This window comes from Methanomassiliicoccus sp., assembly GCA_012719175.1.
Taxonomy (GTDB): domain Archaea; phylum Thermoplasmatota; class Thermoplasmata; order Methanomassiliicoccales; family Methanomassiliicoccaceae; genus UBA6.
This window is the reverse complement of sequence record JAAYAX010000004.1, coordinates 167558-193074: the sequence shown is the minus strand read 5'-3', so window position 1 is coordinate 193074 and position 25517 is coordinate 167558. Positions and strand designations below refer to the sequence as shown.

The window sequence follows — 25517 nt, the reverse complement described above, 5'->3', positions numbered from 1 at the left end:
CAGCTGAGAGCCTAATACCGCTTTAAATGTTGTCCTCCGATAGTTCTCCCAGGTCAGAAGGTGAGAGCCTCCCCGGGCTTCAGGACCGATACCTTGGTGGAGGTCTTCTTCTCCACCATCTGCTTGAACTCCACGGGATCGGCCTTGAGCATGTGCATGGGCACGACTGTGGAGGGGGATATGATCTTCACCGCCTCCACCGCCTCGGCGATGTCCATGGTGAACCTGCCGCCTATGGGAAGGAAGGCCAGGTCGATGTGTCCCAGCTCTCTCATCTCCTCGATGAGCCCGGTATCGCCGGCGTGGTATAGGCGACGTCCTTCCACCTCCAGGACGAAACCGACGCACTCTCCCTTCTTGTGGAAGGTCATGGAGCGTGAGCCTTGCGGAGTGTAGGCGTGGACCATCTCGATCTTGATGCCCTCAAGCTCTATCGATTGCCCCGCGGTCACCGCTCTTCCGCCGAGGGATATCTTGCTCAGGCTCTTTTGAGGTGCCAGTATGACGGTCTTCTCGGCGGTGAGCTGCCTGACGATGTCCCTGTCAACATGATCGGAGTGATGGTGCGAGATCAGGATCAGATCGGCGGTGCCAAAACCTTGGGGCAGAGATCTCCCCTTCCCCACTGGAATTAGCGACCTGAGGATGTCCCCCATGGAGCCCATCATGGCGGGATCGATGTACACTATGTGATTTTCCGTCCGCACTTGTACGAACGACTGCGGGTACCATCGGACCTTCAAAAAGACCCAGGGTATAATGCGATAACATGACTTAAGTATTGTAGAATATCCAAAAGGAAGTGGGAAGGGCTAGCTCTGTCAGAAGGGATGGGATGCACTCTGTAAACTAGCCCAACGCTTCCCGCTTCTAATATCATCTCAGTGATATTTATAGCTTGTGCAACAGGTAATGAATATTATACTGTAGAAAAAATATGGCATTAAAAGGGGTTTGGGAGTAAGCATTTTAGAGATAGCCAGACTTCTGAAGCGCCATGATGTCCTCAGTGCTGAGCTTCTCTCCGGCCTTGAAGCGGTCGAAGATCTTTTCCGCTTCTTCCTTCGCAGAAGCCTCATCATCCTTCTTCTTAGCCTTGCGGGCCTTCTGCCTCATGCCTGCGATTATCTTATCGTAGTCATGGACCTGTCGGATGTTCTCGATGTGCTTCTTATGCTCCTCGTCGGCATTGAGCTTGTTGGCGATGAACGCTTCCTGAGCGGCGTCGGCCTCTTTTCTAAGGGAATCGGCCTGCTCATAAAGCTCGATCATGGAATCATGCTCCGACTGGGCCTTCTCAGCGCAGTCGGACACATCGTGGTGATGACCCTCGGCCTTATCCTTGGCCTCGCGCAGTTCCTTGATGGCGTTCTTGACCTCTTCGTTCTGGTCGTAGGCCTTCTCCCTCTCCTTGATCTGGGATTGGAGCTGCCCCATCTGGTCGATCAGCTCCTGTTCCTTCTCCTTGGTGAGGACGGAGGTCATCTGCTTGAACTCTAGGTTCTTCAGCTCCTTCTTCAGCTTGGAGACCGGGGGTCCGTTCTTGGGGAGGTTATCCTTCTTGATCTTAGTGACCTTTTCGTTCAGCTCGTTGACCAGCTTGTTCCATTTGTCCCGCTCCTCCTTGGCCTCACGGACCTTCACGTTAAGCTGGTCCCTGGCCTCGCGGTGTTTGGCAGCCTGATCTACAAGTTCTCTGACCTTCGCGTTCAGAGAGTCCCTCTTCTCAACCCATTCCCTGGTCTTCTCATTCAATTCGTCGCGGACTTTACGATGCTTTTCAGCCTCGACGTTATGGAGTTGACGCTTCTGTTCAAGCTCCTCCAAGAGTTCAGTCATACGTTCACACTCTATTAGCAAGCGAATAAAATTGCTTGGCAAATATGGGCATACTGACACTCGTTTATAATATTTGCTATTTTGAGGTCTGGCATTGCAGCCAGGCCAGAGAATTACTTTTCACCCTCGTCGGAGGCCTCGTTGTCGAAATCCTCACCCTCACCGCTGTCAGAGCGGGACTCAGGCTCCAAGCGGACCTCATGCCAGTCGTTCCCGAAGCGATCGGCGCCCCCGGTCTTGAGCTGGAACTTGACCCTCAGATGGCCGTCCTCGAAGAAAACATAGGCGTTCTTGAGCATGGACAGGTATAGCGAGACTCTTTTGCCTTGCTGTGACAATCGACGCTCCTGGCATACCAGTAGGCCAGCGTCCTCGAGGTCCTTGATTCGCCGGTAGCAAGCAGCGATGGGGATCCCGAACTTCATAGCGATGTCCTGGGCGGAACGAGGCACCCTGACCGTGGCCACTAAGATCTTGACGGAGTACTCATCGGTCAGCAACTGCGATACCTGCAGTACGTCTATAGCCATCCCCCCCGGGCGTCCATTTTCAGCGGTTGCCCTGGCCGTTGTATCCATTGTTCGCCCGTCCTCTTCCCAACACCGTTTTTCTGCTCAAGGAGAATGTTTGAACTGTAATAATGGTTGTGGAACGTTCTATTTTCAGATAGATTTGTTAGTATATATACCGACCCGGCCTTTCTCCAACTAAGCCTTTCCGGTCTGCTCTCCGTGGTGCTCACCTACATGGACCATCTCGGTCTCCGGGAGGTAATCGATCTCAACATTGAACCGGCCGTTGGTGAAGGTTACCTTAGCTACGCTCACGGCGCATTGGTAGTAGGAGACCTTCTTGCCCCGGTACACCTCTTCGTAGCCTACACATTTTACCAGGCCGAACTCTTCCATGCGTGCCACCCGACGATAGGCCACGGCGATGGGTATACCGCAGCTACGGCTGAGCTGCTGCACCGACATCGGGTGCTTGAACGTCGCGGTCAGGATCTTGCCGGCATAATCGTCGGAGATGAGCCGGGAGAGCTCCTCATCGCGGGAGACATTTTCTTCCATCGAACTAGAAAAGTCCGAGGCATTTATATTTTTTCTTATATTAATATCATAGCTGATAGGTACCACCCCCTCAGATCATCGGTACTAGGCGGGGAGACGGTAGTCTGTCATCCATGCCTGCGAAGTCCAGATAGTAATATGGTGTGTGCGGCTTCATCCCTCCGGCCATCACGCAGCCGGCCATGTTCTCGAACCTGATGTGTATCTTAGCCTGTTCCCTCAGGGAATCCAGCGAGCAAGAGGTGGAGGAGGCTATGGCCATGACCACGTGCCCGTTCCGCCTCATGGCGTCGATGTGGGCCAGGGTCTGCTTGAAGACGGTGGAGCCGTACACTCCCTCCATGGCATCGAAGCCCAGTATGCTGAGGTAGGGCCCGGAGGACTCTCCTAGCATGTATTTCATCGAGGACATGCGCAGGTCCTGTCCGGCGTCCTCGCCCTCGATGGCTGTTATGAAAGGCAGATTCTGTTCCTGGGAGGCCTCGGTGTCCAGGATGCGGAAGCCCTTGGTCAGCGCTTCGCCGTTCACGAGCATCTTCATCTGCTCATCTATCAGGGTGTAATCGGTGGCGTACATGGGAAGCCAAGCCACGCCCCGCCCCTTCATGAGGAAGTCACTGATGACACCCAGCTCCAGGCAGCGGACCACGTCCTGATGAACGTCCAGATCGAACTCCAAAAGGACAAGCGATCCTCGGGGAAAGCCTCCTATGAACTTATCCATGTAGGCATTCCCGGACGATACTGTCCTGGGAGTGGGGTCCGGTATGACCTCATGTCGTTTCATCTTCTCAGGGATCTTGACCCATGTGGGCTCGAAGACGGACATCCTGCCGCCTGTCAATGTAAGGTAATACTTCCACTGGTCCACGCCCACGCCGCGGAGCTTCTCTATGACCATCTGCCGCACCCGGCGTCCGCCACGGTCCTCAGAGACCATCTGGATGACCCCGTCCCCGAGGTAGTCGAGCATGGTCTTGCCCGATTCCTCCAGAGTGTACACGATATTGGTCCCAGAGTTCTCCACGAGGTCCTTCTGAAGCGTGTTGATGATCCTCGCTGACCCTATGCCGTAGCGTTCAGAGAGAGCGTCTATGGAGTCGACCACCATCAGGGTCTTGCGCGGGAGGTTGGACTCCGCGAGGTCGTAGGCGACCTCCAGTTCGGGAAGCATGATGCCCAGGTCCAAAGTGATCTCGTCATCGGTGATCTCCCCGGTGAAGCCTCCTTCCTCCTCCCCTCCTACCTCTCCCGCCTCCACCTGCCCCTCCAGCTTCTGCAGCTCGGAGCGGACCACGGTGAGGCTGTTGTCCTGGTGGTTCAAAGCTTTCAACAGGTCCTTCGCCGCGGCGATGGTCAGTTGCTGGCCGCCGGGCGACTCGGCGAGCATGGGTGCTTCCTTATTACGCCGGAGGAAGGTCTTGCCGGCCTTGAGGATGTTGTCCCTCTTAGCACGATCGCGTGCCCAGGGGAACTGACGGAACAGGGCCTCGTCCGAGACCCTAGTAGAGAGATAATAATCGGGCTGCTCCTCCGCGAGCTCTTCAATGATCTGCAGGGCAAGGGTGGTCTTACCGGTACCGGCGTCTCCTTTGAGCATCAGCGAATGCCCTCCCGGCGCTCGCATGAAATCCAACAGTACCTGGGGTATCTTACCCCTGTGATTCTCCGAGGATGGGGAGGACAACATATATTCAGCCCTTTCCATAATTGCTGGCCGCATAATTTGCCGTATCAATATAAACTCCTTTCGGCCCGATTACCACACTGGAAGAACCAAAAGGGAGCCAGAATTAGAAACAATTTATGAAGCGCAAATAGACGCGCTCGATGACCTCGCAGAACGCGCTCAAATACGGATCGATGCGACGAAAAGCCTGGATGTTCTAGTCGCAACTAGGACGGGGGGCGTGTGATGCATCCGATGACCCGGGAGCGGATCACCTACGCCGCGATCGCGGGGATCATGTGCGTCCTTGTCGTGTTCGGATTATTCTCACTGTTCATCAAGGCGGGGTGCCCGTGATCGTACCCCTCTCACTGCTCACGATCCTTAGCTCAAAATCTAGGGATGCACCCCGGATGGGATGCAAAATTCCTTTGTGTGCGTGCACCACCCCCCGCCAAAAAGGGTGGTCAAAGGACCGCAGAAAGACTGCTGGATAAGGGGGAAATCGAGGAATAAAGGGTCTCGGTCGGTCGCTCGGACCGTCGCCTCCCGTCCTCTTTTTCCCCGGCTGGCACCGACGCGGAGCAGCCCGACGGGGTCGGGCTAGCGAAAGCGCCGCTAGCGCACGAGGGGCGGACGGACGCTGACAAGCGTCCGGAGCGCCCCGGAGAGGCAGAAGGGGTGCGCACACACACAAAGGAAATCGGTGCAAGGAGGACGGAAATAATGGATCAATGGAGCACTCAAGAGGGGCGTGTGCAGCGGTTCTATCGCGTCATGAGCGCGATCGAGGGCCGGACCGAGTATGATGAGAGCAGCGGATATGTCCTGACGACCAAGGACTTCCGCTGCGCCGTGACCGAGGCGCTTTGCGTGGTTGATAAGAGGAGCATCAGTGACTGGTTCAACCGCTGCGTTGACCTCGGGTTCATCGTGAAGCTGGGGAATACTGGGAACCTCCACTATGCCAAGGAAGCGTGGAGGAACTCCCCGATATATAGGGCCGCGAAGGAGCGTATGATCGACGCCGAGCTCGTGAACGCCGGTGACGTGCAGCTCATCGACAAGAGGCGGTCGCGATGAGCGGCTCGGAGATCGCAACGGAACCGCTGCCATCGGAGATCGGAAACGACCCGTTATGGCGCGAGGCCAAGCTCACATTGGAGGTTTACCAGGGACTCGGTTACTCGGTAGAGGACATAGAGCAGATTCACCGCTGGGAGGGCGTCATCGTCCGGAGGATTAAGGAGGTGGTCCGGTGACCCCTCTCCATTTTATCACCTGCCCCTGCGGATGCGGCCACATCACCCGCTACGGCCACGGGCACGGCAAGAAGTCAGCAAGGGAGTGCATGATAGGACACGTCTCCAGGATGCACGGCAAGACCATGGACGAGGCCAGGAGGCTCGTGGACGCGCGGTGCCCCATGGCCGACGGGGCGGACCTCGACCTATGCATCGCTCAATACGAGGAGCAGAGGGAGCGAGGGGTGGTGCAGTGACCGCCTCTACCTGCGTGTGCCCCCACTGCGGGGAGATCGCCACGGTCATCGATGACATGGGCGACAGGATCATGATCTTCCTCGCGGACTGGCACGGCGAGGGCAACGACGCCGAAAAGCGCCGGCACACCGTCAACGGAATCATAGAGGGCCTCAACGAACCGACAGCCACGGTCTACAAGAGCGTCCTCGACCTGGTGGAGAACAAGCTCATCGAAAGCCCCGGGAAGGTGGCCACGAGCCTCAGGGGCAAGGCTAACTACTATGTGCTGACGGACAAGGGCCACCGTGCCGTGCATCAGCTGAGGAGGTGCGAGGGATGATCGTCACCGTGGAGATCCTGCGCCCGACCCCGTCGATCTACCAAGCGGATGGCAACTACATCGACCCCATCGTCGGCCGGAGGTACGAACTGGACGAGGAGTCCGCGGCCAGGCTAATACGGAATCGCTTCGCCAGGGTGGTGATTGACGAATGAGCACCGATCCCGAGCTCCAGCCCCAGGACGTGAGGAGCGAGAGGGACCGCGTCCTGACGTACGTCAATGACTGCAACGAGGGCGTCAGCTGCATCAGCGCGTCCATAGGCACCGGCATAAAGCGCTCCGCCGTCGAGAGCATCCTCAAGAGCCTCGTCGAGGAGCATGTCATAAACAGCGCGTGGAACGGCAAGGGCTACTGCATGTACTACCCGTGCCCGGGGCCGATGAAGGCCAAGGGGGTCTCCCCACCAGCGCAGAAGGACCGTCTCGCAGGGTACGAGCGGAAGATCGATGCCGGCGAGATACCGACCCCGGACCCAGATGCCGACAGGGCGGCGCCCGACTGGTTCCCCCTAGAGGCGAGGCCAAAGAACAAGTGCCAGTTCTGCGGGAAGATCGTGGAGAAGTACCTGTGGCAGCACGAGAACTACTGCAAGGAGAACCCGGACCACAGGACACCGCCGGGAGTGGCCACCAAGAAGCGCAAGGAGCGAATGGAGGAGCCATCGACGCCCGTCGAAACCATGGTGCTCGATATCGCCCGGGATCCTCCAGGAAGTGACCAACAGCTGACGGAGGGGCCGGAGCCGATAGACGACACGGTGCCACCGTTGAGCGCGGACCAGAAGATTGCAGCCGTAATGCTAACGGCCCAGGTAGAGTCCAACGACGTCCAGGAACCGGTACTAAGCCAGAGGCAGACCTCATCCAACGATGTCCAACCTTTGTCCAAGCTCCAGGATCCCCTCGCCCTGTTCGCGCAGCAGCACCGCATCCGGGTCGGCCGTGAGATCTCCAAGCTTAAGAGGGTCGAGAGGAAGCTAAGACGCAGGGCAGCAGCTGCCGAGGCGATGGCCGATAGGGTCCACGCGGCGAGGAGGACGAAGGAGCGGGAGCTGCGGAGGTTTGAGAGGGAGCTCGCGGAGGTGGGCTCGTGATGTCCGCCCGCATTGACGGGGCATATTACGACGAGGCGCAGGATGGCGCACGCCTCACCACTCAGCTCGAACGTGTAAGGCACGTCCTCGAGGACGGGCGCTGGCATACCGTCGCCGCCATCGCCCAGCTCATAGACGCCCCGGAACCGTCCGTGAGCGCCCAGATCCGGAACCTGCGTAAGGAGGAGAACGGCGGCTACACGATCGAGACCAAGCGGGCCGGGGGCGGCCTGTTCGTTTACAGGCTCGTGCGGGGTGAGGAACGTTGACCACTGGCGCGAAATATTACGTTCAGGTCCCTCGCCCTTCCCCCATCGGCGGCATCAACATGCTAACGCTGGGTCCGTACATCTCGCTCACAAAGGCCCGGGCCGCGCTGGAGGTGCATAAGAAAAAGCTTACCGCCCTGATGAACACTGCCCAGGGCTGGCCGAGCATCTGCATCGTCAAGGTCATGGAGGAGCACCACGTGGCGGAGGCCGGACCATGATACTCAGGGCCCAGCACAGAGAGGTCACCATCGAGCTGGATGACCGTGAGAGGATCATCCTCTACCTGGCCCAGGACCTGCCGTTGCCGGAGAGCAAGTACGACGTCAAGGCGCTCCCCCGGACCGTGGCACGCATGGTTGAGGCCCTGCACATCACCCGCACCGTTCTGTACGCTCTGCTCGAGAGCATGATGGAGGAGTTGATCATAGCGCACCATCCGATAGCCCTCAAGACCAAGACCGTCGGGGGCTACTCCAACGTCTATGTCCTCACCCCGGAGGGCAATCTCCTGGCAGAGGCGCTCCGGAGGCGGGCCATATGAGACTCCGCGTCAAGGCCGGGCGGCTGTCCATCGACCAGTCGCCGGAGGAGCGCGTGGTCTTGCATCTAGGCGGCCTCAATGAGCTGCCGGAGACCAAGTTCGACCCGAACGGCTACAAACGGACCGCCACTGGCATATCGGCGGCCACCGAGATCCCGTACCCTACGATGGCCCCGCTCCTGAAGAGGATGCAGCACGACGGCATTATCGAGCTCCATGACGTGCAGTACCGGACCGACGCCCGCCAGGGCCATGTTTACGCTTACGTGTACGTCCTGACGACGGACGGCCATATGCTCGCAGAGGAGATACGGAGGCGAGTGGTATGAACGTCCGCTTAAAGTGCAACTGCTGCGGGAGGACCGCCGAGGGGACGGTCGGAGAGCTGCATGCCCTGGGCTGGCGCTCAGTGACCAGGCGTAAGGGTAAACGCGATAAGACCATCACGGAATGCCCGGAGCACCGCGGGATCATGACGGGGCGAGAGTAGTGACCCCGAACCACGATCTCAGGATCCCCCTGATCTATGCCGTGGCCAGGGACAACGTGCTCATATCCCCGGATGTTCTGGACTTCCTGCTGACCGTCCCGCAGACGGTGCAGTTCACCAAGCGCGTGATAAAGGACCTGAGAGCAGATGGCACGGACCCTCTGGTGCTGAACCGCGACCACATCGTGCAGTGGACGATGAAGGATCCGGCAAACAGGAGAGTGGTCCGCTGAGTGTATACCAGTATCAGAACACACCATACGAATGGAACAAAGCCCAGAGCGAGAAGAACATCGGGACAAGAACTTGGAGCAATTGGATCCATTGGTCCCGGTTCAATGGTCGACGGTTCTTGGTCAGGTCAGCACCAAAGGTGAGGTCTTCGGCTGGATGTCTCAATCTTCCTAGTGGTGGAGCATCGGTCATGGACGGTCGAAAGACTGTCCTGGGGCTTAAGCTCATGGCAGACGATTTCGCGGAGGGATCGTTCTGACAAAACCAAAGCGCCGCCGGGATGGGAGCGGTAAGTACCTCCCTCGCGCCCAGATACCCCGAAGCGAACAGCGGCCAGATACCCCGCCTTCAGGTGGAAAGAACAAGCCGTCGACGGAGGGACATCTGGCCGCAGTGCCCGAACGGTCATCTGGCCGTCGATGCTGTGAGGACTGCGGGCAGGAGCTCGAGGAGCAGCGCGTGATCATGCGGGGGCATGTTATCTACATCTCGTCATGTCCGCGATGCTGCCCGGAACCATTAAGTGTGCTACAAGGAAATTAAGAGGGTATAGAATGGCCATATTTGACGAGGTAAAAATAAGCTAACAGCTTTATTTTTGAATTTAATAAGTTAATTTTTTATACTGAATATTATACTTTCTATTCTGCCGTTGGAGAACTTATAAAACCTTCGCGGCAGGAGATCGATTATTGATAGGAATGTTAATAGCGGTAGCCATCGACATAGTGAACCACCTCAAGAAGCTGATAGTTGCTGCAATAGGCCTATATGTCGCCTGCATCTACCTTAAAGACCTCTTGGGGTAAAAAAACCATTAGGCGGGTCAACCGCCCTCCCCTTTCCTCTAATAATTACTCAAATGAGGTTATCGAACCCTCCACCAAGATAAGCTCGTAACAACCAAAGGGACACCTTAGCGATTTCATTCAAGTGGGAAACGATCCAGAATTTTATCGAATATTTATCTACCATACCTTAATATATGTATCTTCGGCCCAGCCGAACATACATCCTCGGAAAATGTTTGTCGGTAATTCGCGCTTGAAAATACTGGATGGTACTATTCGAGTGTCCATACACGGATGAGAAGTCCAATAACACTGCCACCTAGATTATCAGGGCGCCTATGTCGCCGAAGAAGCCCCCCAAGATATCAAAGAAGGTCGCCAAACCCACGAGCAAGGGGAAGAGTCCCGCAAAGTCTCCAGCCAAGCGAGGCCCCGGTCAGCCCACCCTACTGACGCAAAAGGTATCAGACACGATCTGCAAGAACCTAGAGGAGGGGCTATCGCTCAAGGACTCGGCCATCCTCGCCGGCATTGGATATACCACAGTCACCGACTGGCAGCGCTGGGGACGCGAAGGCAAGAGCCCGGCATACACGGAATTCTCGATGGCGATAGAGCGGGCCAGGGCCGCGGCCAGGAAGCGATGGATAAAGTCCCTCAACGTCGAGGCCTCCAAGACCACCGCCCCGGACCTTAGCGCCGCTAGGTACATGCTCGCGCACAGCGACCCGGAGAACTACGCCGAAAGGCAGAGCATCGACGCCAAGATAGAGCACAAAGGAGGGCCGTCCATTGTCATCCGCCACATCCCGGCCGACTACCGGCGAAAGTGAGCCGGAGCCGGTCGAGTTCCTTGACCACTTCCACGACTTCCTTTTAGATCCAGCCACCAGGGTCAAGGTCATGGGGGGCGGCGCCGGCAGCGGCAAGTCCTTCAGCGTCTCGCAGCACCTCTGCATGCTGCTCATCTGCACCGATGACCTGGTGATCAGCGCTGTCCGCAAGTACCGCCCGAGCCTCAAGCACAGCAGCTGGCGCGTGCTCAAGGACCAGCTGCGGCGCCTCGGCCTGAGCGTCGGGACGAAGAACGCGGACGTCCTGGAGAACAAGACCGACCTCACGCTCACCTGCGAGGCCACGGGATCGATCATTGACGGCATAGGGCTCGACGACCAGGAGAAGATCAAGAGCTACGAGACGAACGTGGTGTGGGCGGAGGAGGCGACCGAGCTCACCAGGGAGGACTTCATGCAGCTCGACCTCCGGTGCCGGCGTTCCACCAGGGCGCCGAACTGGGATCTCCTACTGGGGGAGGACGCCAAGCGGAAGAAGCGACAGCTCAAGATCAGGAACCTCATGACGAATAAGCTGATCCTTACCTACAATCCCATAGACAGCAACCACTGGGTCATCAAGGACCTGGTGGAGAGCGCCGATCCCCGCGTGGGCCGCCACCACAGCACATACCTGAACAATCCCTACCTGGACGAGGCGACGGTCACGCAGATCGAGCACCTCATCGATCTCGATGAGAACTGGCACCGAGTCTATGCGCTCGGCCAGCCGGGCGTATTGCAGGACCTCATCTACACGCGGTACGAGATCTTGCCCTACGCAGTATGGCCTGAGGCCCTGCGGGACCGGGACCCCACGGCATACGGGGAGGATTTCGGATACAACAATCCCTCGGCCATCGTGGCCGGCTGGAACTATGATGGGGCCTGGTACCTGGATGAGGTGCTGTACGAATCGAAGCTGACCAACCACGCGTTGATGGCCCGCATGGACGCGGAGGGCGTGGACCATACCGCGCCCATCTATGCCGATAGCGCGGAGCCGGACCGCATCCAGGAGCAATGCTCCGGGTTCGAGGGGAAATTGGAAGACGGGCGGGAGGTGGCCATCGATTCCTTCAACGTCCTCCCGGCGGACAAGAGATCATTGAAGGCGAGCATCGATCACGTGAAGGCGCAGCGCTTGATCATCAGTGCGGAATCGGTGAACCTAATCAAGGAGATCCACGGGTACAGGTGGCGGCGCACCAAGGACGGTGTGGTCCTGGACGAGCCGGTCCCGTTCAACGATCACGCCATGGATGCCATGAGATATCTCATATGGACGAGCCGGGAGGAATCGGGTGACGGGGATTATGACGCTCTCAACCGGGCCGGCGGCAACAGCGTTCAGAAGGCCATCGCCCGAAATGTGGACGAGGACGCCTACGCGGGCATGCGAGCGTTCGGCGGCTCCAGGTTCCCCTACTAACCTATACAGGATAGAAATATCACAGAAAGGCTAATGATTGCGTTGTGCGATATGTCAATGGGGTGCACTCAACGCCACGGAAAGGATCCAAGCCAACGTCCAGCTCGACAGATGCCCAGATATCCGCCTCCCTTCCCGCCTCACCCGGCGCGGCGATGCAGGAAGAGATACAGTACGAGCCGAACAGCGCCCAGGAAGGTGCTGTCTACGTCTACCGTGGCGGCATCGGCTTCATACCGAGGCAGATCGACTCCGACGTCGTCCTTGAGGTCCTGCGGAATCACCTTATCGTCAAGTCCAAGACCAAATTGAAGCGCCTGGTGTTCAGGGACAAGTACAAGCTAAATGTCACCAATCCCCAGGGGGAGCCGGACGAGGAATTGGCCGAGTACATGCAGCGCATGTTCGACTCGCCCCGCGTGGCCCTATGGTCCAAGATGATGATGGCCTTCAACGACATTATCGATTGGGGGCCGGCCCTGTACAATCCCGTATGGGCCAAGGAGGGCAACGAGTGGGTCTTGAAAGCGCTGCGCCATCTTCCTCCCGAATCATTCTCCGTACAAGCACCAGTGGCCAAGCATGAATTTTCCGAACTGCTGCCGGGCATCGTACTGGACGAGGATACAGGGGAGGTGCAGTTCTGGCAATCTCTCGATATGACCTCCCGACCGTTCCTGGTCAGGAACGTGTACATGGTCAAGGATCCCACATGCTCCCAGATGGCGGGCGAATCCCAGGTGGCGGTCCTCGTCGGCCTGATCAGAGAGTACAATTTCTGCCGGAAGGTGCAGATGCAGCAATGCAACCGCATCGGGGCCGGGAACATCTTCATCAAGTTCACCAACAAGCCATCGAAGGACGACATCGCCTGGGCCAACGCCATCCTCGAGAATTGGGGCAACAATACCGCCTTCTCCCTGAAGGCCAACATGGAGGTGGATGGCATCGACGTGACGGAAACGAAGGTGGCCATCATGACGATTGAGGAGCTGAAGCAGGAGATCGACGATTTCTTCTCCCCGTCCAGCATGATAAAGCGGCAGGAGGGCACGCTGGGCAGTACGGGCAACGCGGAGAACGATGCCACCGACGCTTACATCTTAGGCTGGCACTCCATTCTGGAGCAAGCGTTCCAGCCCCTCGTGCAGACGTACCTCGACGTGAACGGCTTCGAGGACTACCGCGCAGAGATCGACATACCGGCCCCCAAGAAGGACCGGGCCAACATCATGCTCCAGCAAGCGAAGATCGCCAGTGATACCGGCGTGGCCCTCATCAACGAGGTAAGGGAGAAGTTAGAGCTGCCGCCCTTGGACGACAAGGGGAAGCAGGAGCTGCTGGCCGAGAAGGAGCTGTTCCATCCCGCCCCGCCCGCATTGGTCCCGCCCAACGCCGAGGAGGCAGAGGGCGAGGAGGAAATCGAGAACAAGGAGCCGGATAGGAGCGAGGAGCGGAAACGGACCCTGGAGGGCGACATCGGCGATGCCTACACACGGCTAGCAGACGACATCTATGCCCGCCTGGCTGCGAGGGATGGGCAGTGATCGATCCCGGCATCGAGGCGGTGGTGAACGCGGCCTATGGGGCCTTCCAGCCCGGCCTGGTCAATATCCTCGTCCAGGGGGCTGCCGCGTCCTATGCGGCCGGAGCCCTCCACGCTGGCCGCACCGTCATCGGCGGCCTCGATTTCAACATGGTATCGGATTCCGCGACCAGGTACGCGGTCGGATACCGGGGAACATTGACCGAGAAGGGCGCGTCGGTGATCAGCGGCAAGGAGGTTCCATGGCTCCGCGACCTGGCCAAGGAGGAGCGCAGTGAGATCGCCCGCATCATCGACGAGGGAATCAAGGCCGGCAAGCCCCTCGGCGTGCGGGAGTACAAGAAGGGAGGGTACCCCAAGGGGAGCGTTGCCGCCGAGTTGCAGGACTACTTCAATGCCCGGAGATCCCACGCCTCCACCGTCGCCAGGACGGAAGTGGCCCGCATCCAGAACCAGGCCACGCTGGAAACCTTCCATGATCACGGCGTGGAGAAGGTAACGGTGCATGACGGACACGCGCACGGCTCCTGCCAGGCATGCAACGAGATCGACGGGCAGATATGGACCCAGGAGTACGCTATGACCCATGACGATCACCCCAACGGGACGAGGTATTATGACGCGTACTACGGCCCGGAGCCGGCGGTGCGGGGGTGACCATGCCCTCCGGACATCCCCTCAGCGAGGAGCAGCGCAGATTCATCGACGAGCACATCGAGGACATGTTCATCAATCAGATCGCCCGGGAGCTCCAGGTGGCAAGGAAGACGGTCAAGCGGTACATCAAGCGCAAGCAGGCCTCTTGACCTATTCAGGCGATTAATGGCCTCAAAGTAGAAAGTCCAATAACCCGCGCAGGCAATGCTCTGCCAATAGCATGGCTGACGATCCCGAGCTGCAGCACTTCTCGAACGCCGAGCACCTCAACTCGAAGCACGACACCTTACTGCAGACGCTCAACCGTCGCGTAGGGCCAAAGAAGACCTTCTACGACGCCCGATGCTTCGCGCAGACCGTCGACGCCTGGGCCACCGTCCCGGTGATCTATGCCAAGGACCACCCGGACATGAGCGCCTACGACAGCGACCCGGCCGTCGAGCTTGCCCGCATCAACGGCAGGATCGTCGGCAAGGTGGAGAACCCCAAGCTGTCCACTACCGGGCACCCCCGGCTGCTGGGCGACACACGGTTCAATGACGCCTCGATGGACGCCAAGATCGCGGCCGGCGAACTGTCGCTGAGCACCGGGTTCCGGGCGCCGGTCCGCGACGGAGCGCTGGCCGGCCCGGTCCGGCCGCACCACGTCCTGGTATTCGAGGAGACCGAGAGCGATCAGCCCTGGGACCAGGGCGCCGGATTTCTGAATAAGGAGACCAAGGACATGGGCGACGAGCAGAAAGATGAGAAGAAGCAGGCCAAGGGACTGTTCGGCTTCCTCCGCAAGAAGATCAAGGAGGAGTACCCGGACATCGACCTGGACCGGACCGGGGCTGATGATCACGCAGCGGGTGACAAGCCCGAGGAAAGCAAGGACAAGGAGCAGGAAGACATGAACGCCAACGACCAGGCCGGAAAGGCCGAGATTGAGAGGTTGCAGGCGGAGCTCAACAAGCGCGACGAGGCCATCATGGCCAGGGACGCCGAGCTCCAGGACCTGAAGAACAAGGCCGATGTTCTCGAGAAGGAGAGGAAGGAAGCGGCCTGGAACGAGTTCAAGAACAAGGCCTGGGTGCCCAAGGGATACCTCCACAAGGACAAGGAAGCGGAGACCCGCCAGCGGTTCGAGAACGATCGCGCCGCCCTGTTCGAGGAGCTGCTCAACAAGAAGGATGCGGCCCCCGGAGGGGAGGATGGAGCTGAGCAGGTGGCCCACCAGAACAAGCAGGCCGCGACCACCGTCGGTAGATGGGATGCCAAGAAAGGTGAGTACGTGGAGGAGTAGACATGGGAGAATCTGGTTACATTGCACCGGGCGTGGGCCGCGTCCTCGTTGACGGCAAGCCCAGGCCCAAGTTCCGCACCGTCGAGGATGCCACCGAGTTCTACGCCGGCCGCCTCGCCATACGCGGCTCCAGCGACAAGCAGATCAAGGTCGCCGACGGCGTGAACCCCGTCCTCGGCTTCATCGGATTGGAGGGAGCAGATCCTACCTCCAAGCCTACCGACCGGAGCGTGGCCTTCGCGGCCGCTACCGATGACATAGGCATCGAGGCCCCCCTGTTAGTGGGCGGCGGATACGCCATCCTCGGCAAGCTGGCCAAGGGATTCGTGGCCGTCCAGGGCGAGGACCTGTTCTCCTGGTCCAACGGCCGCGTCGTGCCCGGTATGATGATGGGCGGCGTTCCCGCCATCCGCGTCCCATACGTGAAGAAGGCGGCCGAGTTCGATACCGGCATCATCTTCCCGGCCGGCATCATCATCGAGGACGTCATCGTCCAGGCGGTAACCGTCGCTGAATCGGCCACCATTGACATCGGTACCCTGTCCACCGAGAGCGGGGGGGATGCGGACGGCCTCATCGATGGCGAGTCCGTCGCCGTCGCCGGCTTCGTCGCGCATAACATGGTCGATGCCACTGCGGCGAACATTACCCTCGGCGCGTTGCTCGTCGAAACGGACATCAAGACCGCCGATACCACCCCGCTGTTCTACTCGCAGAAGAAGATCCCCGGATACGCCGTGGACGCGGCCCGGTCCCTATCCTATACGACCTCCGATGCCACCGTGGCCGGGAACATCTATCTGAAAGTGATCAGTCCCGGCGTCGTCAAGGTCGGGAAGGCCGCTGCCGGCAAGGATGCCTCGTCCGCCGATGGCGACATAATCGTCGAGGCGGTGATCTGAAATGGCTAGCTCGCTAGAAAGGGCCGCGAATTACCTCGACCGCCAGATGGTCGAGCCGCTTCGCCAGGCGCTCATCGCCCGGCGATTGTTCCAGAAAGTGTACACCCTGCCCGCCGGCAAATGGAACGTCGATGTGGACAGGATCAGCGACATGAACGAGGCGCAGATCGCCTACGGCATGCCGAGCGAGGAGGGTTCCCGCGATGCTATCAACATCACCCGCGAGAACTTCCGGCTCCCCTTCCTCTGGAAGGACTACGAGATCGTGCGGAGCGACCTGGAGGCCTTCGCCTCCGAGGGCATCAACATCGAGAGTGCATCCATGCTTAACGCCGCCCGCAAGCTGGCCGAGAAGGAGGAGGACCTGCTCATCCAGGGATGGGCTCCCAAGGACGACGCCAAGTACGTCATCAAGGGGCTCTACAACGTGGCCGGGCAATCCTACACCACGAGCAAGGACTTCGGCACCTTCGGTAACGCCATCGCGGCCGTATCCGGCGCTAGATCGAAGCTATGGGAGAAGGCGGTCAACGGGGTGAACTTCAACCTCGTCATCAACCCCGCCCAGTTCGCTGAACTGGATGCGTCCCAGGATACCGGCATCGATGAGATGCAGAAGGTCCTGCGCCTCCTCAATCCCGTACCCGGCGCGTACCCTGGAACCGTGATCCAGAGCACCAAGATCGTGGCGGGGAAGGGCCTCATGGTCCCGGTCGATAACGCCGGCACCTACTTTGACCTCGTTCGGGCCAGCGATGCCAAGAACGAGCTGGGCATCGATAGCAAGCACCCGCAGACCTCGCCAGTCTATGGCAGGACCTGGGAGTCCCTGTTCCCGAGGGTGAAGCACGCCGACGCGCTTTGCACGTTGACGGCCATCTAAACCACTTCCATGATTTCATTTTGGAGGTAATTGACATGGCAATCCACGACAAGGCAGAAAAGACCCACATTTGGGAAACCAAGATGAGGCGGACCGGGTTCTACGACCCGGAGAACAAGTACTCCAAGATGCTCCAGCAGGGCATGCCTCAGCAGCAGGTGATCGATATGGCCAAGGATGCCGGCGATTACCTCGGCAAGGTCGATACCGAGGGCAACGTGGCCCTCAATGCGGGCCTCGCGCAGATCATCGACCTCATCATCGGGGCGCAGACCACCCCCACATGGGCCACTCCGTACATCGGCGTGGGTGATTCCGCTACCGCCGCCGTCGCGACACAGACCGCGCTCCAGGCCGCCACCAACAAGGCGTATGCGGCCATGGACAGCACCTATCCCAAGCGGTCCAGCCAGACCGTGCAGTTCAAATCCACCTTCGCAGCCGGCGTGGCATCGTTCACCTGGCAGGAAGTGATCGTCCTCACCGGGAACGGCACCGGCACCGGATTGAACCGCAAGGTAGGCGCGTGGGGCACCAAGGGGGCCAGCGATAGCTACTCCATGGAAGTGGACGTAACCCTCTCGTGAGGTAGCTAGATGACCGTCGTCGCCAACAACGTCGTGGAAGGTCTGCTCACCTCGGATACGGGGGAGTGGATCACCGTCGTTGAAGCGGCCGGGCCTACCAATGCCCGATACCACAATATCTGGACGTGCGTAGAGGTATCGAGCAACCTGGCCCAAACCCCGGTCTATCTCCGCATCCTGTTGGACGGCGAGGTCGTCAACGAAGAAACCTACCGCCCCCTGGTGGCGCAGGATCCCCGCATCTGTTCTCCGTTTGGGAGAGTCCTGCTAACCGAGGGGGAGCATTCTTTAACCCTCCAATTCCGGAGCGGTCAGGCCGGTGTGACCGCCTTCTGCCGCAGGGCCAGAATAATGGTGATGCAGGACTGAGGCCATGCAGATCTCGTTCACGGAAGTGGCGGGAACGGCCCTCTCCATAAGCGCATCGGACACCTGGACCTCGTATGACATCCTAGCCAACAACGGCATCCCTGCGAGGGCCATCGTGTACATAGTGGCCGCGAACCTGGCGGATGCTGCCAACAACATCATGGGCCTCCGCACTAGCGGCTCCTCCCTGGATCGGTACCTCAACATGACCGAGGCCGAGGATGGGGGCGCTAATCTCATCGGATGGTACGTCCAGGTGGGCGCGGATGGGAAGATCGAGTACTATACCGGGGACCATACCGATACCGCGTTCTACATCATGGGCTACTGGATGGGCCTGACGTACCAGGAATATTTCGCGGAGCTATCCCTCACCACGTCCGGCGGGACGTATGCCAGCAATCACGTTTCCCTATCATCGTACTCCCCGGCCGCCGGCCGGGTCTGCACCTTCGCGTTATGCAATAACCGGACGACTACGAAGATGAGCGCCGGCGTCCGTTCCGGCGATGCGGTCTATAACAAGACCACGCAATTGCACGAAGCGGAATCGGGCGGCGTGACCGGGCAGATGATGGTCACCAAGACGGATGCCAGCAACCAGATCGAGTACTATGTCGAATCGACCACCTACGTCGATGTGTACATCACCGGCGTATTCGATGCCAACATGGGCTACGTCGATAGGTACCGGGGCAACTGCGCCGCGTCGATCACCAGCGCCAATACCTGGACAGACATGGATTGCACCTCGTACATCGGCTCGGATGGCCAGGTCGTGGATTGCGTCTGCAATCATAACCTCGTTTCGGGCGAGGTGAACGTGGGCGTGCGGATGAAGGGCTCCTCAGCGGCGCGGTACCTACCGGCCATGGAGGCAGAGGACAATGGCTACTGCGGATTCACCTGCCCCACCAAGACCGATGCCAGTGGAATCATCCAGTTCTATTCCAGCAACGCGACGTACGAGATATGCGGGATTGATGGATACTACATACCGGGCACCATCAATGAGTATGACAAGACGGCCACCGAGAGCATCGCCGGCACGGATTCCCCGGTGCTGACCAAGACCATGCTCGATCCTGATGCCGTGGGGGCGGCTGATTCGCCATATTTTGCCCCCAAGGCCCTCCTCAATGCCGAGGCCATAGCGGCCTCGGAAGCCAGCCCGCTATCCAAGATAGCGTACTTCGCGGAGGCCATCTCCGCGACCGAGGCCTCGCCCTTATCCAAATCCATCCTCGAGGGGGATGCGGTAGCTTACGCGGAGATCCACAAGATCGCCGCTAAATTGCTCCTGCAAACGGATACTATATCCAGCGCGGAGGTGCACCGCATCGTGGAGGCCATCATTGCCGCCGAGGGCATCGCGGCCGACGATGTTCCGAAGTTCGCGGCCAAGCTCATCGTCCTGGCCGAGGCCATATCGGCCGCCGATACCGAGAAGCTAGTAGAGGCCCTGCTGCTGGCCGAAACGATCACCGGGGCCGATGCGGCCTCGCTATTGAAATCAATCCTCGATGTGGATGCCATCGCCGCGACCGAGGGGCCGAGCATCCTAGCCTATCTCGCCCCGGACGCCGTGGGCCTGGTGGATGCCCCCTCGCTCATCAAATCCCTGCTCACGGCCGAGAATGTATCGGCCGCGGACGTGGCCCTGCTGATAAAGGCCATCGTGGAGGGGGAGAGCATCGTCACCGCCGAGGCCGTTATGTTCATCAAGGCCCTGGTCGACGCGGATGAAATAGGGGCCGGTGAGGCCGAGGCCCTAGCGAAGACCCTGCTTATCGCAGATAGCGCCGCCATGGCCGAGAACGGGGCCATTTTAGGCATAAGAACCCCTGATGTTGTGACCAATTCCGACGCGCCATGGCTCATAAAATCCATCATGGACGCGGATGACATCACGGCGGCCGATGCCGCGCTCATCGCCGCCAAATTGATGAAGGCAGCCGAGAGCATCGGATTGACCGAGGCTACGAGCATCACCGCCCTGATCACGATAGCGGAATCCCTCGGCCTCGCCGATGCCGTCGCCATGCTCAAATCCCTCCTCGATACCGATTCATTGGCGGCTGCCGAGGGGCCGGCGGCGCTAGGCATCGCCCTGGTGGATTCCATAGGCCTCGCCGATGCGCAGAAGCTCATCAAGGCGCTGCTGGCCGCCGAGGCCATAGCGGCCGCCGAGGGCGTAGGCATGGGCTACCGGACGCCGGAGGGCATATCCGGGGCCGATGCCGAGGCGCTGGGCAAGACCATGGAGCTCGCCGAGGCCATCGGGGCCGTGGATGCCTCCCCATTAGGCAAGGCGGTCCTGCTGGCCGAATCACTGACGGCCTCGGACATGATGGCATTGGTCAAGGGGATAGTCGAATCGGAAGCCGTAGGCCTCGCCGATGCCGTCAAGCTCATTCAATCCCTCGTCGCGGCCGAGGTCCTCACAGCCGGCGACGCGGTAGCGGTAGCCAAGGCCATCATCGAGGCCGATACCCTCGGCGTATCCGAATCAGTGAGGCTCATCGCCTCGCTCCGGAGCGCCGATGTGATCGCCGCGGAGGACGCGGTATCGCTAGCTATCGGGCTCCTGTTCCTCGTCACCGATACGATAGGGACGGCCGATACTGCTGCGCTGACGGCCCTGTTGATCTCAGAAGATGCCCTAGCGGCCGGGGAAGCGATATCTCTCGTAAAATCCCTCGAAGATGCCGACACAGTAACGGGAGTCGATGCCTGCACGATCGTCAAGAGCATCATCGAGGACGATTCCCTCTCTGGTTCTGATGCCGTTTCGCTGGCGAAGGCCCTTTTCGCAACCGAATCCCTAGAGGTAGAAGATGCCGAGGCGATATTCAAGGCGCTAGTGGCCTCGGAATCTATCACCACCGATGATGCGGCCCTGCTGTTCAAGGAGATCTTCGAGGGCGAGGACATCTCCGTAGGGGATGCAGTATCCCTGCTCGAATCCATGGTGGCCTCCGATGCCATTACCGCGGTGGAGGCGGCTGTGTTCATCAGATCTTTACTGGCATCGGACGGTATAACCGCCGAGGACATCGCCACCATCGTGGAACGGGCCGGGGAGATGGTGGAGCTCATCATCCTCGACGCCATAGGCATCCATGACGATTCAGTGAACATCGGCCTCCGGCTGCTCGATTCCATAGGGATCGAGGATGTCATTGGCCGGGCCATACGGACGCAGGACTACGCCGGACTGCTGGACGCGATTGCCCTCGGCCTGACCGCCCCCGACTCCGTAGGGGTCAGCGATGCCACCACCTACGGCATCCTGGCCGGGGATACTGTCGAGTTATCGGATGCCTCCAAGATGGTCAAGGCGCTACTGATCAGTGAGGCTTTGGAGCTAACGGAGAGCGGCCTGCTGCTGAAGTCGATGCTGATCAGTGAAGCCATATCCTTCGACGATGCCCTGGCCCTGACAAAATCCATATACGAATCGGAAGGCATCGCCACCGATGAGGCCACTGCCCTCAAGACGGCCGTATGCATTTTCTCGCGCGTCGTCGCCATGCGGAGCCAGATATTCGGAGAGGATTTGACCGGAATCGAGGATGACGCGGAGATCGAGGGAACGAAAAGGAAGGAGGATGTGAATGGAAGAATCTCAACCGCTGAGCGTGAAGGCCGGGGATACCCTACCGATTGAAATGCCTATAAAGGACGATGACGGGAACGCCATCGATCTCACCGGGCTGACGGGCGACATGCTGGCCTTCAACGTGTACAAGTACGGCGTTCTGAAGCTACAGAAGACCATCAACCAGGGCATAGCCATACTGAGCCCTATCGCCGGAACGACCCGCATCGTGCTGACGCCGGCCGATACCGCCGCCCTGAACGGCGAGTATCGATGGGAGGTCGTGATGACCACGCTGGCCGACGAAGTGTACACCGTGGCCTACGGGGCGCTGACGGCCAAGGCCGTCGCCATGAGCCAGCCTAGCGGCCTGGCGGCTCAAGTAGCTCTATGCTCCAAGTATGCCGTGAGCGACGAGCCCGGCTCCAAGTTCACCTCGGCGCAGTTCGACCTCCTGGCCGCGAGGGCCAAGACCGTGTACCTCGATAATGATCTGCCGGACGATGTGCCGGCCGACACCTACGACCACATGCACCTGCTGGCCATCCTCCATCTGTACGAGGTGGCGCGAGGCGGGACCGTCATGCAGACCGAGAAGCTGGGCGACTACCAGTACGCCAAGCCTAGCGGGACGAGCTCCTTCATGCAGGAATACGAGCGAGAACTGGCCCGGCTGCTGGACCAGGATTCCTTCGAGGATGGGCCGATGCGGGCCAGGAGCGACGCTGACATGCCGGAGCTGGCATTGGACGGCAGCACGATCCCGAATTACAGCGAGGATGCATGATAGAGGACCTCCTCAATCAGACGATCACCGTGGCCAAGCGGACCGGGAACGATGGCAAGGGCCACTATACCTACGGCACTCCGAAGGAGTATCGGGCCAGGGTGGAGCATAAGCCCCGCCTCGTCCGGACGAGCTCCGGGGACGGCCTCACGAACCGCTTCGAGAAGGTGAGCAATGCCCGCATATTCGTGGATAGGACCGCATCCGTGGAGATCGGCGACCAGATCATCCTCCCCGACGGGAGCGTGCCCATCATCCTCCTGGTGGCCCCGCAGTACGATTTGGATGGGCAGTTAGCGTACTGGCGGGTGGACGTATGACCGCGACCGTGACCGGCGTGGAAAAGGTGAAGGCCAGGGCGGCCGCGCTGGACGGAGACATCATGCCGGCCACCGGGGAGGGCCTGTACAAATGGTCCAACATTATGATGGGGCATAGCCACGACGAATCCCCGTATCAGACCAGGGCCATGATCCGCACCGGGCAGGTGAACCAGCCCACGCGCACCCGGACCACCGTATCGGTGAAGTCGGGGTACAACATCGTCTATGCGCGGAGGCAGCATGAGGAGCAATCGTACCGGCACGAGCATGGGAAGGCCAAGTTCCTGATCGATCCCTTCCTGCGCGATAAGCCGAACCTGGTTCCTACCGTTCAGGGGGAGATCAGGGACATCATCAGGAGAGTGTGCATTTGACCAATTGGATAGAGAAGATTCAATCCTACATCATAGAGCAGGGAGCAGGGACCGTTGATAACGTATTCCGCGACCTTATGCCAGATGATCCGGTCGTATGCATGGCCCTGTTCGGCGATGCCGGCGAGGTACCGGAGGTAACTTTCGACGGAAAATGGATCCTGCACCCCGGCCTCCAGGTCCAGGTGCGGGATACCGACAGCGATGCCGCCAGGGCTAGGCTGGACGCGGCAAGGGCGGCCCTGACGACCATGGAGAATGTCACGATATCCGGCGTGAAGTACCTCGGCGTGAAGGCGATGCAGGAGCCTATGCCGCTAGGTACCGACGAAAGCGGGGCCTTCATCATAGGGCAGAACTTCCTCGTCCTGCTATCCTTCGATGCCATGGGCACACTGGCCGCCGGGACGAAGTTCTACTGGAACGGGGCCGAGGTAGCGGAGATCCTCAGCCTTGGGGACCTCATCGCCTACGTGGACGCGAGGGACGTATCGTATCGGGCCTCCCCGTTCAAGGAGTACAAGCCGGGGAAGCCGGGCTTCGAGCCCATGGAGATCGTCGGCACCCTCCGTAAGGAAGGAGGATCCCTTTCCTTCTTCGCCGAGGCGACGTCCGGCGTGATCAGGCCCTGCGAGGTCCGGTTCCCCTCGGAGATAGGGCTATCCATCAATTTCGATGCCTTCGTATCCCAGCATCGATCCTCCTTTGCATCGATCCTCCGCTTCTCGGCCATGGTGCATCCTACCGGTCGCGTCCGACTAGAGTCGTCAGCCTGATACATTCAGGTAGTAAATGACCTCAAAGTAGAAAGTCCAATAACCGGCGCAGCTGATGTTCAGGCGGCCTTAGGCCGCGAGGAAATGACATGTCAGTATCTGGATGCGACATAATTATCAAGGCCAACACCGGGACGGTTCAATCCCCGACCTGGACCGATGTTGGCGGCCAGAGGGGTGCGACCCTGTCGGAGGAGAACGAGATGATAGAGAACACCTCGAAGCTCTCCACCGGGAAGATGAAGGAGTTCAAGTATGGATTCGGCTCCTGGTCCGTCAGCGCCGATGGTGTATGGATCGACGACGACGCGGGATACCTCGCCCTTCAGAGCGCGCTCCGAAACAAGACCAACGTGCAGCTTGAGATATACGTCGAGGGGACCGCGACACTCCTGGGAACCGCCCTGCTGAAATCGAGGGACCTGGAGGGGCCATACGACGACGAGGCTACCTACAAGATCGAGTTCCAGGGAACCGGCGTCCTCGATACCACCCCCTGAGGTGAATGAATGGCCACATTGACCGTTCAGAAGATCGTGCCCACTGGAATCGAACCGAGCATGGTCGCTCCGACCGCCTCTACCGGTGACAAGTTCTACAACTCCGGCCGGACCTTCATCGAGGTGGCCAACGGCAGCGCGGCCGAGATCACCGTCACCGTGGATGCCAAGACCCCTTGCGATCTCGGCGTCGATCACGACCTCGTCGTTGCCGTGGGGGCCGGGGATACCAAGAAGATAGGGCCGTTCAACAAGAACCGCTTCGATGACGCGCAGGGCTACGTTTCCTTCGTATGCTCGGCCGTTGCCACCGTTACCGTGGCGGCCATCGAAGTTCCTTAGGGTGGTAGAATGGCACTGCACCTTAGGAACATGCAATTGCCCAGCGTACCGATGGTGCTGGACATCGAGCGGCATTTCAGGATGGACCTGAACGCCATGCGGCGCTTCCAGGCCGAGACCGGGAAGGACCTCATGGAGGTCTTCCCGCAGCACGCCAAGGACGAGAAGGGCGAGGTTCTGCCGCCGGAGCAGCAGCCGCCCATCAAGATCGACACCAATGCGCTGTGCGCTGCGGTATGGGCTTGCCTCGTATGGGAGGACCCGACCCTTACCCTGGACGAGGTGGGGATACTGATGACCATGGCCCCCATGGAAGAGTTCTCCCGGGCTATGCTCGACTCCTTCTTCATCGCCATGCCGCACATCAAGCGGGATGAGAAGAAGGGGGCATCTGACCCTTTGGGCCAGAAGATGACGACCCACTTAGCTCAGGCCCTTCCTGGTGGCGATTCGCCAAGACAGGGATAAAACGCCTCAACGTCAACGCTGCGGCC

Annotated in this window: 36 protein-coding genes; 31 read left to right on the top strand and 5 right to left on the bottom strand. The window is 59.5% G+C overall.

All coding sequences use genetic code 11. From position 1 onward, the window contains the following. Window positions 1–53: 53 nt before the first annotated feature. From GXX95_01390 to GXX95_01370, 5 genes are all read right to left on the bottom strand, one after another. Window positions 54–743, bottom strand: a complete 690-nt coding sequence (locus GXX95_01390; protein ID NLT36802.1) for a hypothetical protein — start codon at window positions 741–743, stop codon at window positions 54–56. A gap of 226 nt (window positions 744–969) precedes the next feature. Next, window positions 970–1827, bottom strand: coding sequence for a phosphoserine phosphatase (locus tag GXX95_01385; protein ID NLT36801.1), 858 nt, complete (start codon window positions 1825–1827; stop codon window positions 970–972). Window positions 1828–1952: 125 nt separating this feature from the next. After that, window positions 1953–2369, bottom strand: coding sequence for a winged helix-turn-helix transcriptional regulator (locus GXX95_01380; protein NLT36800.1), 417 nt, complete (start codon window positions 2367–2369; stop codon window positions 1953–1955). A gap of 177 nt (window positions 2370–2546) precedes the next feature. Beyond that, window positions 2547–2909 (bottom strand): winged helix-turn-helix transcriptional regulator, encoded by a 363-nt coding sequence (locus tag GXX95_01375; protein NLT36799.1) that lies wholly within the window; start codon window positions 2907–2909, stop codon window positions 2547–2549. Between the two features lie 70 nt (window positions 2910–2979). Continuing rightward, complete coding sequence (locus GXX95_01370) at window positions 2980–4509, bottom strand: hypothetical protein (GenBank protein NLT36798.1); 1530 nt, start codon at window positions 4507–4509, stop codon at window positions 2980–2982. A 795-nt stretch (window positions 4510–5304) separates the two neighbouring features. On the opposite strand from GXX95_01370, the gene GXX95_01365 reads away from it, so the two are divergent. The 31 genes from GXX95_01365 (at window position 5305) to GXX95_01215 (ending at window position 25491) form a co-directional block, all read left to right on the top strand. Then, entirely contained in the window at window positions 5305–5661 is a 357-nt protein-coding gene (locus tag GXX95_01365; GenBank protein NLT36797.1) for a hypothetical protein, read from the top strand. Further along, window positions 5658–5840 (top strand): hypothetical protein, encoded by a 183-nt coding sequence (locus tag GXX95_01360; GenBank protein NLT36796.1) that lies wholly within the window; start codon window positions 5658–5660, stop codon window positions 5838–5840. Before GXX95_01365 ends, GXX95_01360 begins: the two co-directional genes overlap by 4 nt. Next, complete coding sequence (locus tag GXX95_01355; protein NLT36795.1) at window positions 5837–6079, top strand: hypothetical protein; 243 nt, start codon at window positions 5837–5839, stop codon at window positions 6077–6079. The genes GXX95_01360 and GXX95_01355 overlap by 4 nt, the downstream gene beginning before the upstream one ends. Beyond that, on the top strand, window positions 6076–6402 hold the full coding sequence (locus tag GXX95_01350; GenBank protein ID NLT36794.1) for a hypothetical protein: 327 nt from the start codon (window positions 6076–6078) through the stop codon (window positions 6400–6402). The genes GXX95_01355 and GXX95_01350 overlap by 4 nt, the downstream gene beginning before the upstream one ends. Then, the gene (locus tag GXX95_01345) at window positions 6399–6557 is read left to right on the top strand and encodes a hypothetical protein (protein ID NLT36793.1); all 159 of its coding nucleotides are present in this window, start codon (window positions 6399–6401) and stop codon (window positions 6555–6557) included. Before GXX95_01350 ends, GXX95_01345 begins: the two co-directional genes overlap by 4 nt. Then, window positions 6554–7498, top strand: coding sequence for a hypothetical protein (locus tag GXX95_01340; protein ID NLT36792.1), 945 nt, complete (start codon window positions 6554–6556; stop codon window positions 7496–7498). The genes GXX95_01345 and GXX95_01340 overlap by 4 nt, the downstream gene beginning before the upstream one ends. Further along, complete coding sequence (locus GXX95_01335; GenBank protein ID NLT36791.1) at window positions 7498–7767, top strand: Rrf2 family transcriptional regulator; 270 nt, start codon at window positions 7498–7500, stop codon at window positions 7765–7767. Before GXX95_01340 ends, GXX95_01335 begins: the two co-directional genes overlap by 1 nt. Further along, window positions 7764–7988, top strand: coding sequence for a DUF4102 domain-containing protein (locus GXX95_01330; GenBank protein ID NLT36790.1), 225 nt, complete (start codon window positions 7764–7766; stop codon window positions 7986–7988). The genes GXX95_01335 and GXX95_01330 overlap by 4 nt, the downstream gene beginning before the upstream one ends. Further along, entirely contained in the window at window positions 7985–8311 is a 327-nt protein-coding gene (locus GXX95_01325) for a hypothetical protein (protein ID NLT36789.1), read from the top strand. Before GXX95_01330 ends, GXX95_01325 begins: the two co-directional genes overlap by 4 nt. Further along, the gene (locus GXX95_01320) at window positions 8308–8640 is read left to right on the top strand and encodes a hypothetical protein (GenBank protein ID NLT36788.1); all 333 of its coding nucleotides are present in this window, start codon (window positions 8308–8310) and stop codon (window positions 8638–8640) included. The genes GXX95_01325 and GXX95_01320 overlap by 4 nt, the downstream gene beginning before the upstream one ends. Next, entirely contained in the window at window positions 8637–8801 is a 165-nt protein-coding gene (locus tag GXX95_01315; GenBank protein ID NLT36787.1) for a hypothetical protein, read from the top strand. The genes GXX95_01320 and GXX95_01315 overlap by 4 nt, the downstream gene beginning before the upstream one ends. After that, window positions 8801–9034: a hypothetical protein gene (locus tag GXX95_01310; protein ID NLT36786.1), complete on the top strand. Its 234-nt coding sequence runs from the start codon at window positions 8801–8803 to the stop codon at window positions 9032–9034. The genes GXX95_01315 and GXX95_01310 overlap by 1 nt, the downstream gene beginning before the upstream one ends. A 281-nt stretch (window positions 9035–9315) precedes the next feature. Then, window positions 9316–9498 carry a hypothetical protein gene (locus tag GXX95_01305; protein ID NLT36785.1) on the top strand — a complete coding sequence of 61 codons (183 nt, stop codon included), beginning with the start codon at window positions 9316–9318 and terminating at the stop codon, window positions 9496–9498. Window positions 9499–10164: 666 nt separating this feature from the next. Beyond that, on the top strand, window positions 10165–10659 hold the full coding sequence (locus GXX95_01300) for a hypothetical protein (protein ID NLT36784.1): 495 nt from the start codon (window positions 10165–10167) through the stop codon (window positions 10657–10659). Next, on the top strand, window positions 10619–12091 hold the full coding sequence (locus tag GXX95_01295; GenBank protein ID NLT36783.1) for a hypothetical protein: 1473 nt from the start codon (window positions 10619–10621) through the stop codon (window positions 12089–12091). The genes GXX95_01300 and GXX95_01295 overlap by 41 nt, the downstream gene beginning before the upstream one ends. A 155-nt stretch (window positions 12092–12246) precedes the next feature. Then, complete coding sequence (locus GXX95_01290; GenBank protein ID NLT36782.1) at window positions 12247–13638, top strand: hypothetical protein; 1392 nt, start codon at window positions 12247–12249, stop codon at window positions 13636–13638. After that, complete coding sequence (locus GXX95_01285; protein NLT36781.1) at window positions 13635–14294, top strand: hypothetical protein; 660 nt, start codon at window positions 13635–13637, stop codon at window positions 14292–14294. The genes GXX95_01290 and GXX95_01285 overlap by 4 nt, the downstream gene beginning before the upstream one ends. A gap of 2 nt (window positions 14295–14296) precedes the next feature. Then, on the top strand, window positions 14297–14443 hold the full coding sequence (locus GXX95_01280) for a helix-turn-helix domain-containing protein (GenBank protein NLT36780.1): 147 nt from the start codon (window positions 14297–14299) through the stop codon (window positions 14441–14443). 71 nt (window positions 14444–14514) lie between these two features. Next, window positions 14515–15579: a hypothetical protein gene (locus GXX95_01275; protein NLT36779.1), complete on the top strand. Its 1065-nt coding sequence runs from the start codon at window positions 14515–14517 to the stop codon at window positions 15577–15579. A gap of 2 nt (window positions 15580–15581) precedes the next feature. Beyond that, entirely contained in the window at window positions 15582–16481 is a 900-nt protein-coding gene (locus tag GXX95_01270; protein ID NLT36778.1) for a hypothetical protein, read from the top strand. Window position 16482: 1 nt separating this feature from the next. Beyond that, complete coding sequence (locus GXX95_01265) at window positions 16483–17364, top strand: bacteriocin family protein (GenBank protein ID NLT36777.1); 882 nt, start codon at window positions 16483–16485, stop codon at window positions 17362–17364. A 35-nt stretch (window positions 17365–17399) separates the two neighbouring features. Then, window positions 17400–17951 (top strand): hypothetical protein, encoded by a 552-nt coding sequence (locus GXX95_01260; protein NLT36776.1) that lies wholly within the window; start codon window positions 17400–17402, stop codon window positions 17949–17951. Between the two features lie 9 nt (window positions 17952–17960). Continuing rightward, entirely contained in the window at window positions 17961–18320 is a 360-nt protein-coding gene (locus tag GXX95_01255) for a hypothetical protein (protein NLT36775.1), read from the top strand. A gap of 4 nt (window positions 18321–18324) precedes the next feature. Further along, on the top strand, window positions 18325–21990 hold the full coding sequence (locus GXX95_01250) for a hypothetical protein (protein NLT36774.1): 3666 nt from the start codon (window positions 18325–18327) through the stop codon (window positions 21988–21990). After that, on the top strand, window positions 21938–22708 hold the full coding sequence (locus GXX95_01245) for a hypothetical protein (GenBank protein ID NLT36773.1): 771 nt from the start codon (window positions 21938–21940) through the stop codon (window positions 22706–22708). Before GXX95_01250 ends, GXX95_01245 begins: the two co-directional genes overlap by 53 nt. Next, window positions 22705–23028, top strand: a complete 324-nt coding sequence (locus tag GXX95_01240) for a hypothetical protein (protein ID NLT36772.1) — start codon at window positions 22705–22707, stop codon at window positions 23026–23028. The genes GXX95_01245 and GXX95_01240 overlap by 4 nt, the downstream gene beginning before the upstream one ends. Then, the gene (locus GXX95_01235) at window positions 23025–23405 is read left to right on the top strand and encodes a hypothetical protein (GenBank protein ID NLT36771.1); all 381 of its coding nucleotides are present in this window, start codon (window positions 23025–23027) and stop codon (window positions 23403–23405) included. The genes GXX95_01240 and GXX95_01235 overlap by 4 nt, the downstream gene beginning before the upstream one ends. Continuing rightward, window positions 23402–24181, top strand: coding sequence for a hypothetical protein (locus tag GXX95_01230; protein NLT36770.1), 780 nt, complete (start codon window positions 23402–23404; stop codon window positions 24179–24181). The genes GXX95_01235 and GXX95_01230 overlap by 4 nt, the downstream gene beginning before the upstream one ends. An 89-nt stretch (window positions 24182–24270) precedes the next feature. Further along, window positions 24271–24681 (top strand): hypothetical protein, encoded by a 411-nt coding sequence (locus GXX95_01225; GenBank protein ID NLT36769.1) that lies wholly within the window; start codon window positions 24271–24273, stop codon window positions 24679–24681. Window positions 24682–24690: 9 nt separating this feature from the next. Next, window positions 24691–25023 carry a hypothetical protein gene (locus GXX95_01220; GenBank protein ID NLT36768.1) on the top strand — a complete coding sequence of 111 codons (333 nt, stop codon included), beginning with the start codon at window positions 24691–24693 and terminating at the stop codon, window positions 25021–25023. A 9-nt stretch (window positions 25024–25032) separates the two neighbouring features. Then, complete coding sequence (locus GXX95_01215) at window positions 25033–25491, top strand: hypothetical protein (protein ID NLT36767.1); 459 nt, start codon at window positions 25033–25035, stop codon at window positions 25489–25491. The last annotated feature ends 26 nt before the right edge of the window (window positions 25492–25517 follow it).

What these genes read in the sequence shown, in the direction of transcription:
- GXX95_01380 (NLT36800.1), bottom strand. Translation starts at nt 2,369, where the DNA reads ATGGCTATAGACGTACTGCAGGTATCGCAGTTGCTGACCGATGAGTAC.
- GXX95_01375 (NLT36799.1), bottom strand. Translation starts at nt 2,909, where the DNA reads ATGGAAGAAAATGTCTCCCGCGATGAGGAGCTCTCCCGGCTCATCTCC.
- GXX95_01370 (NLT36798.1), bottom strand. Translation starts at nt 4,509, where the DNA reads ATGCTCAAAGGAGACGCCGGTACCGGTAAGACCACCCTTGCCCTGCAG.
- GXX95_01365 (NLT36797.1), top strand. Translation starts at nt 5,305, where the DNA reads ATGGATCAATGGAGCACTCAAGAGGGGCGTGTGCAGCGGTTCTATCGC.
- GXX95_01360 (NLT36796.1), top strand. Translation starts at nt 5,658, where the DNA reads ATGAGCGGCTCGGAGATCGCAACGGAACCGCTGCCATCGGAGATCGGA.
- GXX95_01345 (NLT36793.1), top strand. Translation starts at nt 6,399, where the DNA reads ATGATCGTCACCGTGGAGATCCTGCGCCCGACCCCGTCGATCTACCAA.
- GXX95_01340 (NLT36792.1), top strand. Translation starts at nt 6,554, where the DNA reads ATGAGCACCGATCCCGAGCTCCAGCCCCAGGACGTGAGGAGCGAGAGG.
- GXX95_01335 (NLT36791.1), top strand. Translation starts at nt 7,498, where the DNA reads ATGTCCGCCCGCATTGACGGGGCATATTACGACGAGGCGCAGGATGGC.
- GXX95_01325 (NLT36789.1), top strand. Translation starts at nt 7,985, where the DNA reads ATGATACTCAGGGCCCAGCACAGAGAGGTCACCATCGAGCTGGATGAC.
- GXX95_01320 (NLT36788.1), top strand. Translation starts at nt 8,308, where the DNA reads ATGAGACTCCGCGTCAAGGCCGGGCGGCTGTCCATCGACCAGTCGCCG.
- GXX95_01315 (NLT36787.1), top strand. Translation starts at nt 8,637, where the DNA reads ATGAACGTCCGCTTAAAGTGCAACTGCTGCGGGAGGACCGCCGAGGGG.
- GXX95_01305 (NLT36785.1), top strand. Translation starts at nt 9,316, where the DNA reads ATGGGAGCGGTAAGTACCTCCCTCGCGCCCAGATACCCCGAAGCGAAC.
- GXX95_01300 (NLT36784.1), top strand. Translation starts at nt 10,165, where the DNA reads ATGTCGCCGAAGAAGCCCCCCAAGATATCAAAGAAGGTCGCCAAACCC.
- GXX95_01290 (NLT36782.1), top strand. Translation starts at nt 12,247, where the DNA reads ATGCAGGAAGAGATACAGTACGAGCCGAACAGCGCCCAGGAAGGTGCT.
- GXX95_01280 (NLT36780.1), top strand. Translation starts at nt 14,297, where the DNA reads ATGCCCTCCGGACATCCCCTCAGCGAGGAGCAGCGCAGATTCATCGAC.
- GXX95_01275 (NLT36779.1), top strand. Translation starts at nt 14,515, where the DNA reads ATGGCTGACGATCCCGAGCTGCAGCACTTCTCGAACGCCGAGCACCTC.
- GXX95_01270 (NLT36778.1), top strand. Translation starts at nt 15,582, where the DNA reads ATGGGAGAATCTGGTTACATTGCACCGGGCGTGGGCCGCGTCCTCGTT.
- GXX95_01265 (NLT36777.1), top strand. Translation starts at nt 16,483, where the DNA reads ATGGCTAGCTCGCTAGAAAGGGCCGCGAATTACCTCGACCGCCAGATG.
- GXX95_01260 (NLT36776.1), top strand. Translation starts at nt 17,400, where the DNA reads ATGGCAATCCACGACAAGGCAGAAAAGACCCACATTTGGGAAACCAAG.
- GXX95_01255 (NLT36775.1), top strand. Translation starts at nt 17,961, where the DNA reads ATGACCGTCGTCGCCAACAACGTCGTGGAAGGTCTGCTCACCTCGGAT.
- GXX95_01250 (NLT36774.1), top strand. Translation starts at nt 18,325, where the DNA reads ATGCAGATCTCGTTCACGGAAGTGGCGGGAACGGCCCTCTCCATAAGC.
- GXX95_01245 (NLT36773.1), top strand. Translation starts at nt 21,938, where the DNA reads ATGGAAGAATCTCAACCGCTGAGCGTGAAGGCCGGGGATACCCTACCG.
- GXX95_01240 (NLT36772.1), top strand. Translation starts at nt 22,705, where the DNA reads ATGATAGAGGACCTCCTCAATCAGACGATCACCGTGGCCAAGCGGACC.
- GXX95_01235 (NLT36771.1), top strand. Translation starts at nt 23,025, where the DNA reads ATGACCGCGACCGTGACCGGCGTGGAAAAGGTGAAGGCCAGGGCGGCC.
- GXX95_01225 (NLT36769.1), top strand. Translation starts at nt 24,271, where the DNA reads ATGTCAGTATCTGGATGCGACATAATTATCAAGGCCAACACCGGGACG.
- GXX95_01220 (NLT36768.1), top strand. Translation starts at nt 24,691, where the DNA reads ATGGCCACATTGACCGTTCAGAAGATCGTGCCCACTGGAATCGAACCG.
- GXX95_01215 (NLT36767.1), top strand. Translation starts at nt 25,033, where the DNA reads ATGGCACTGCACCTTAGGAACATGCAATTGCCCAGCGTACCGATGGTG.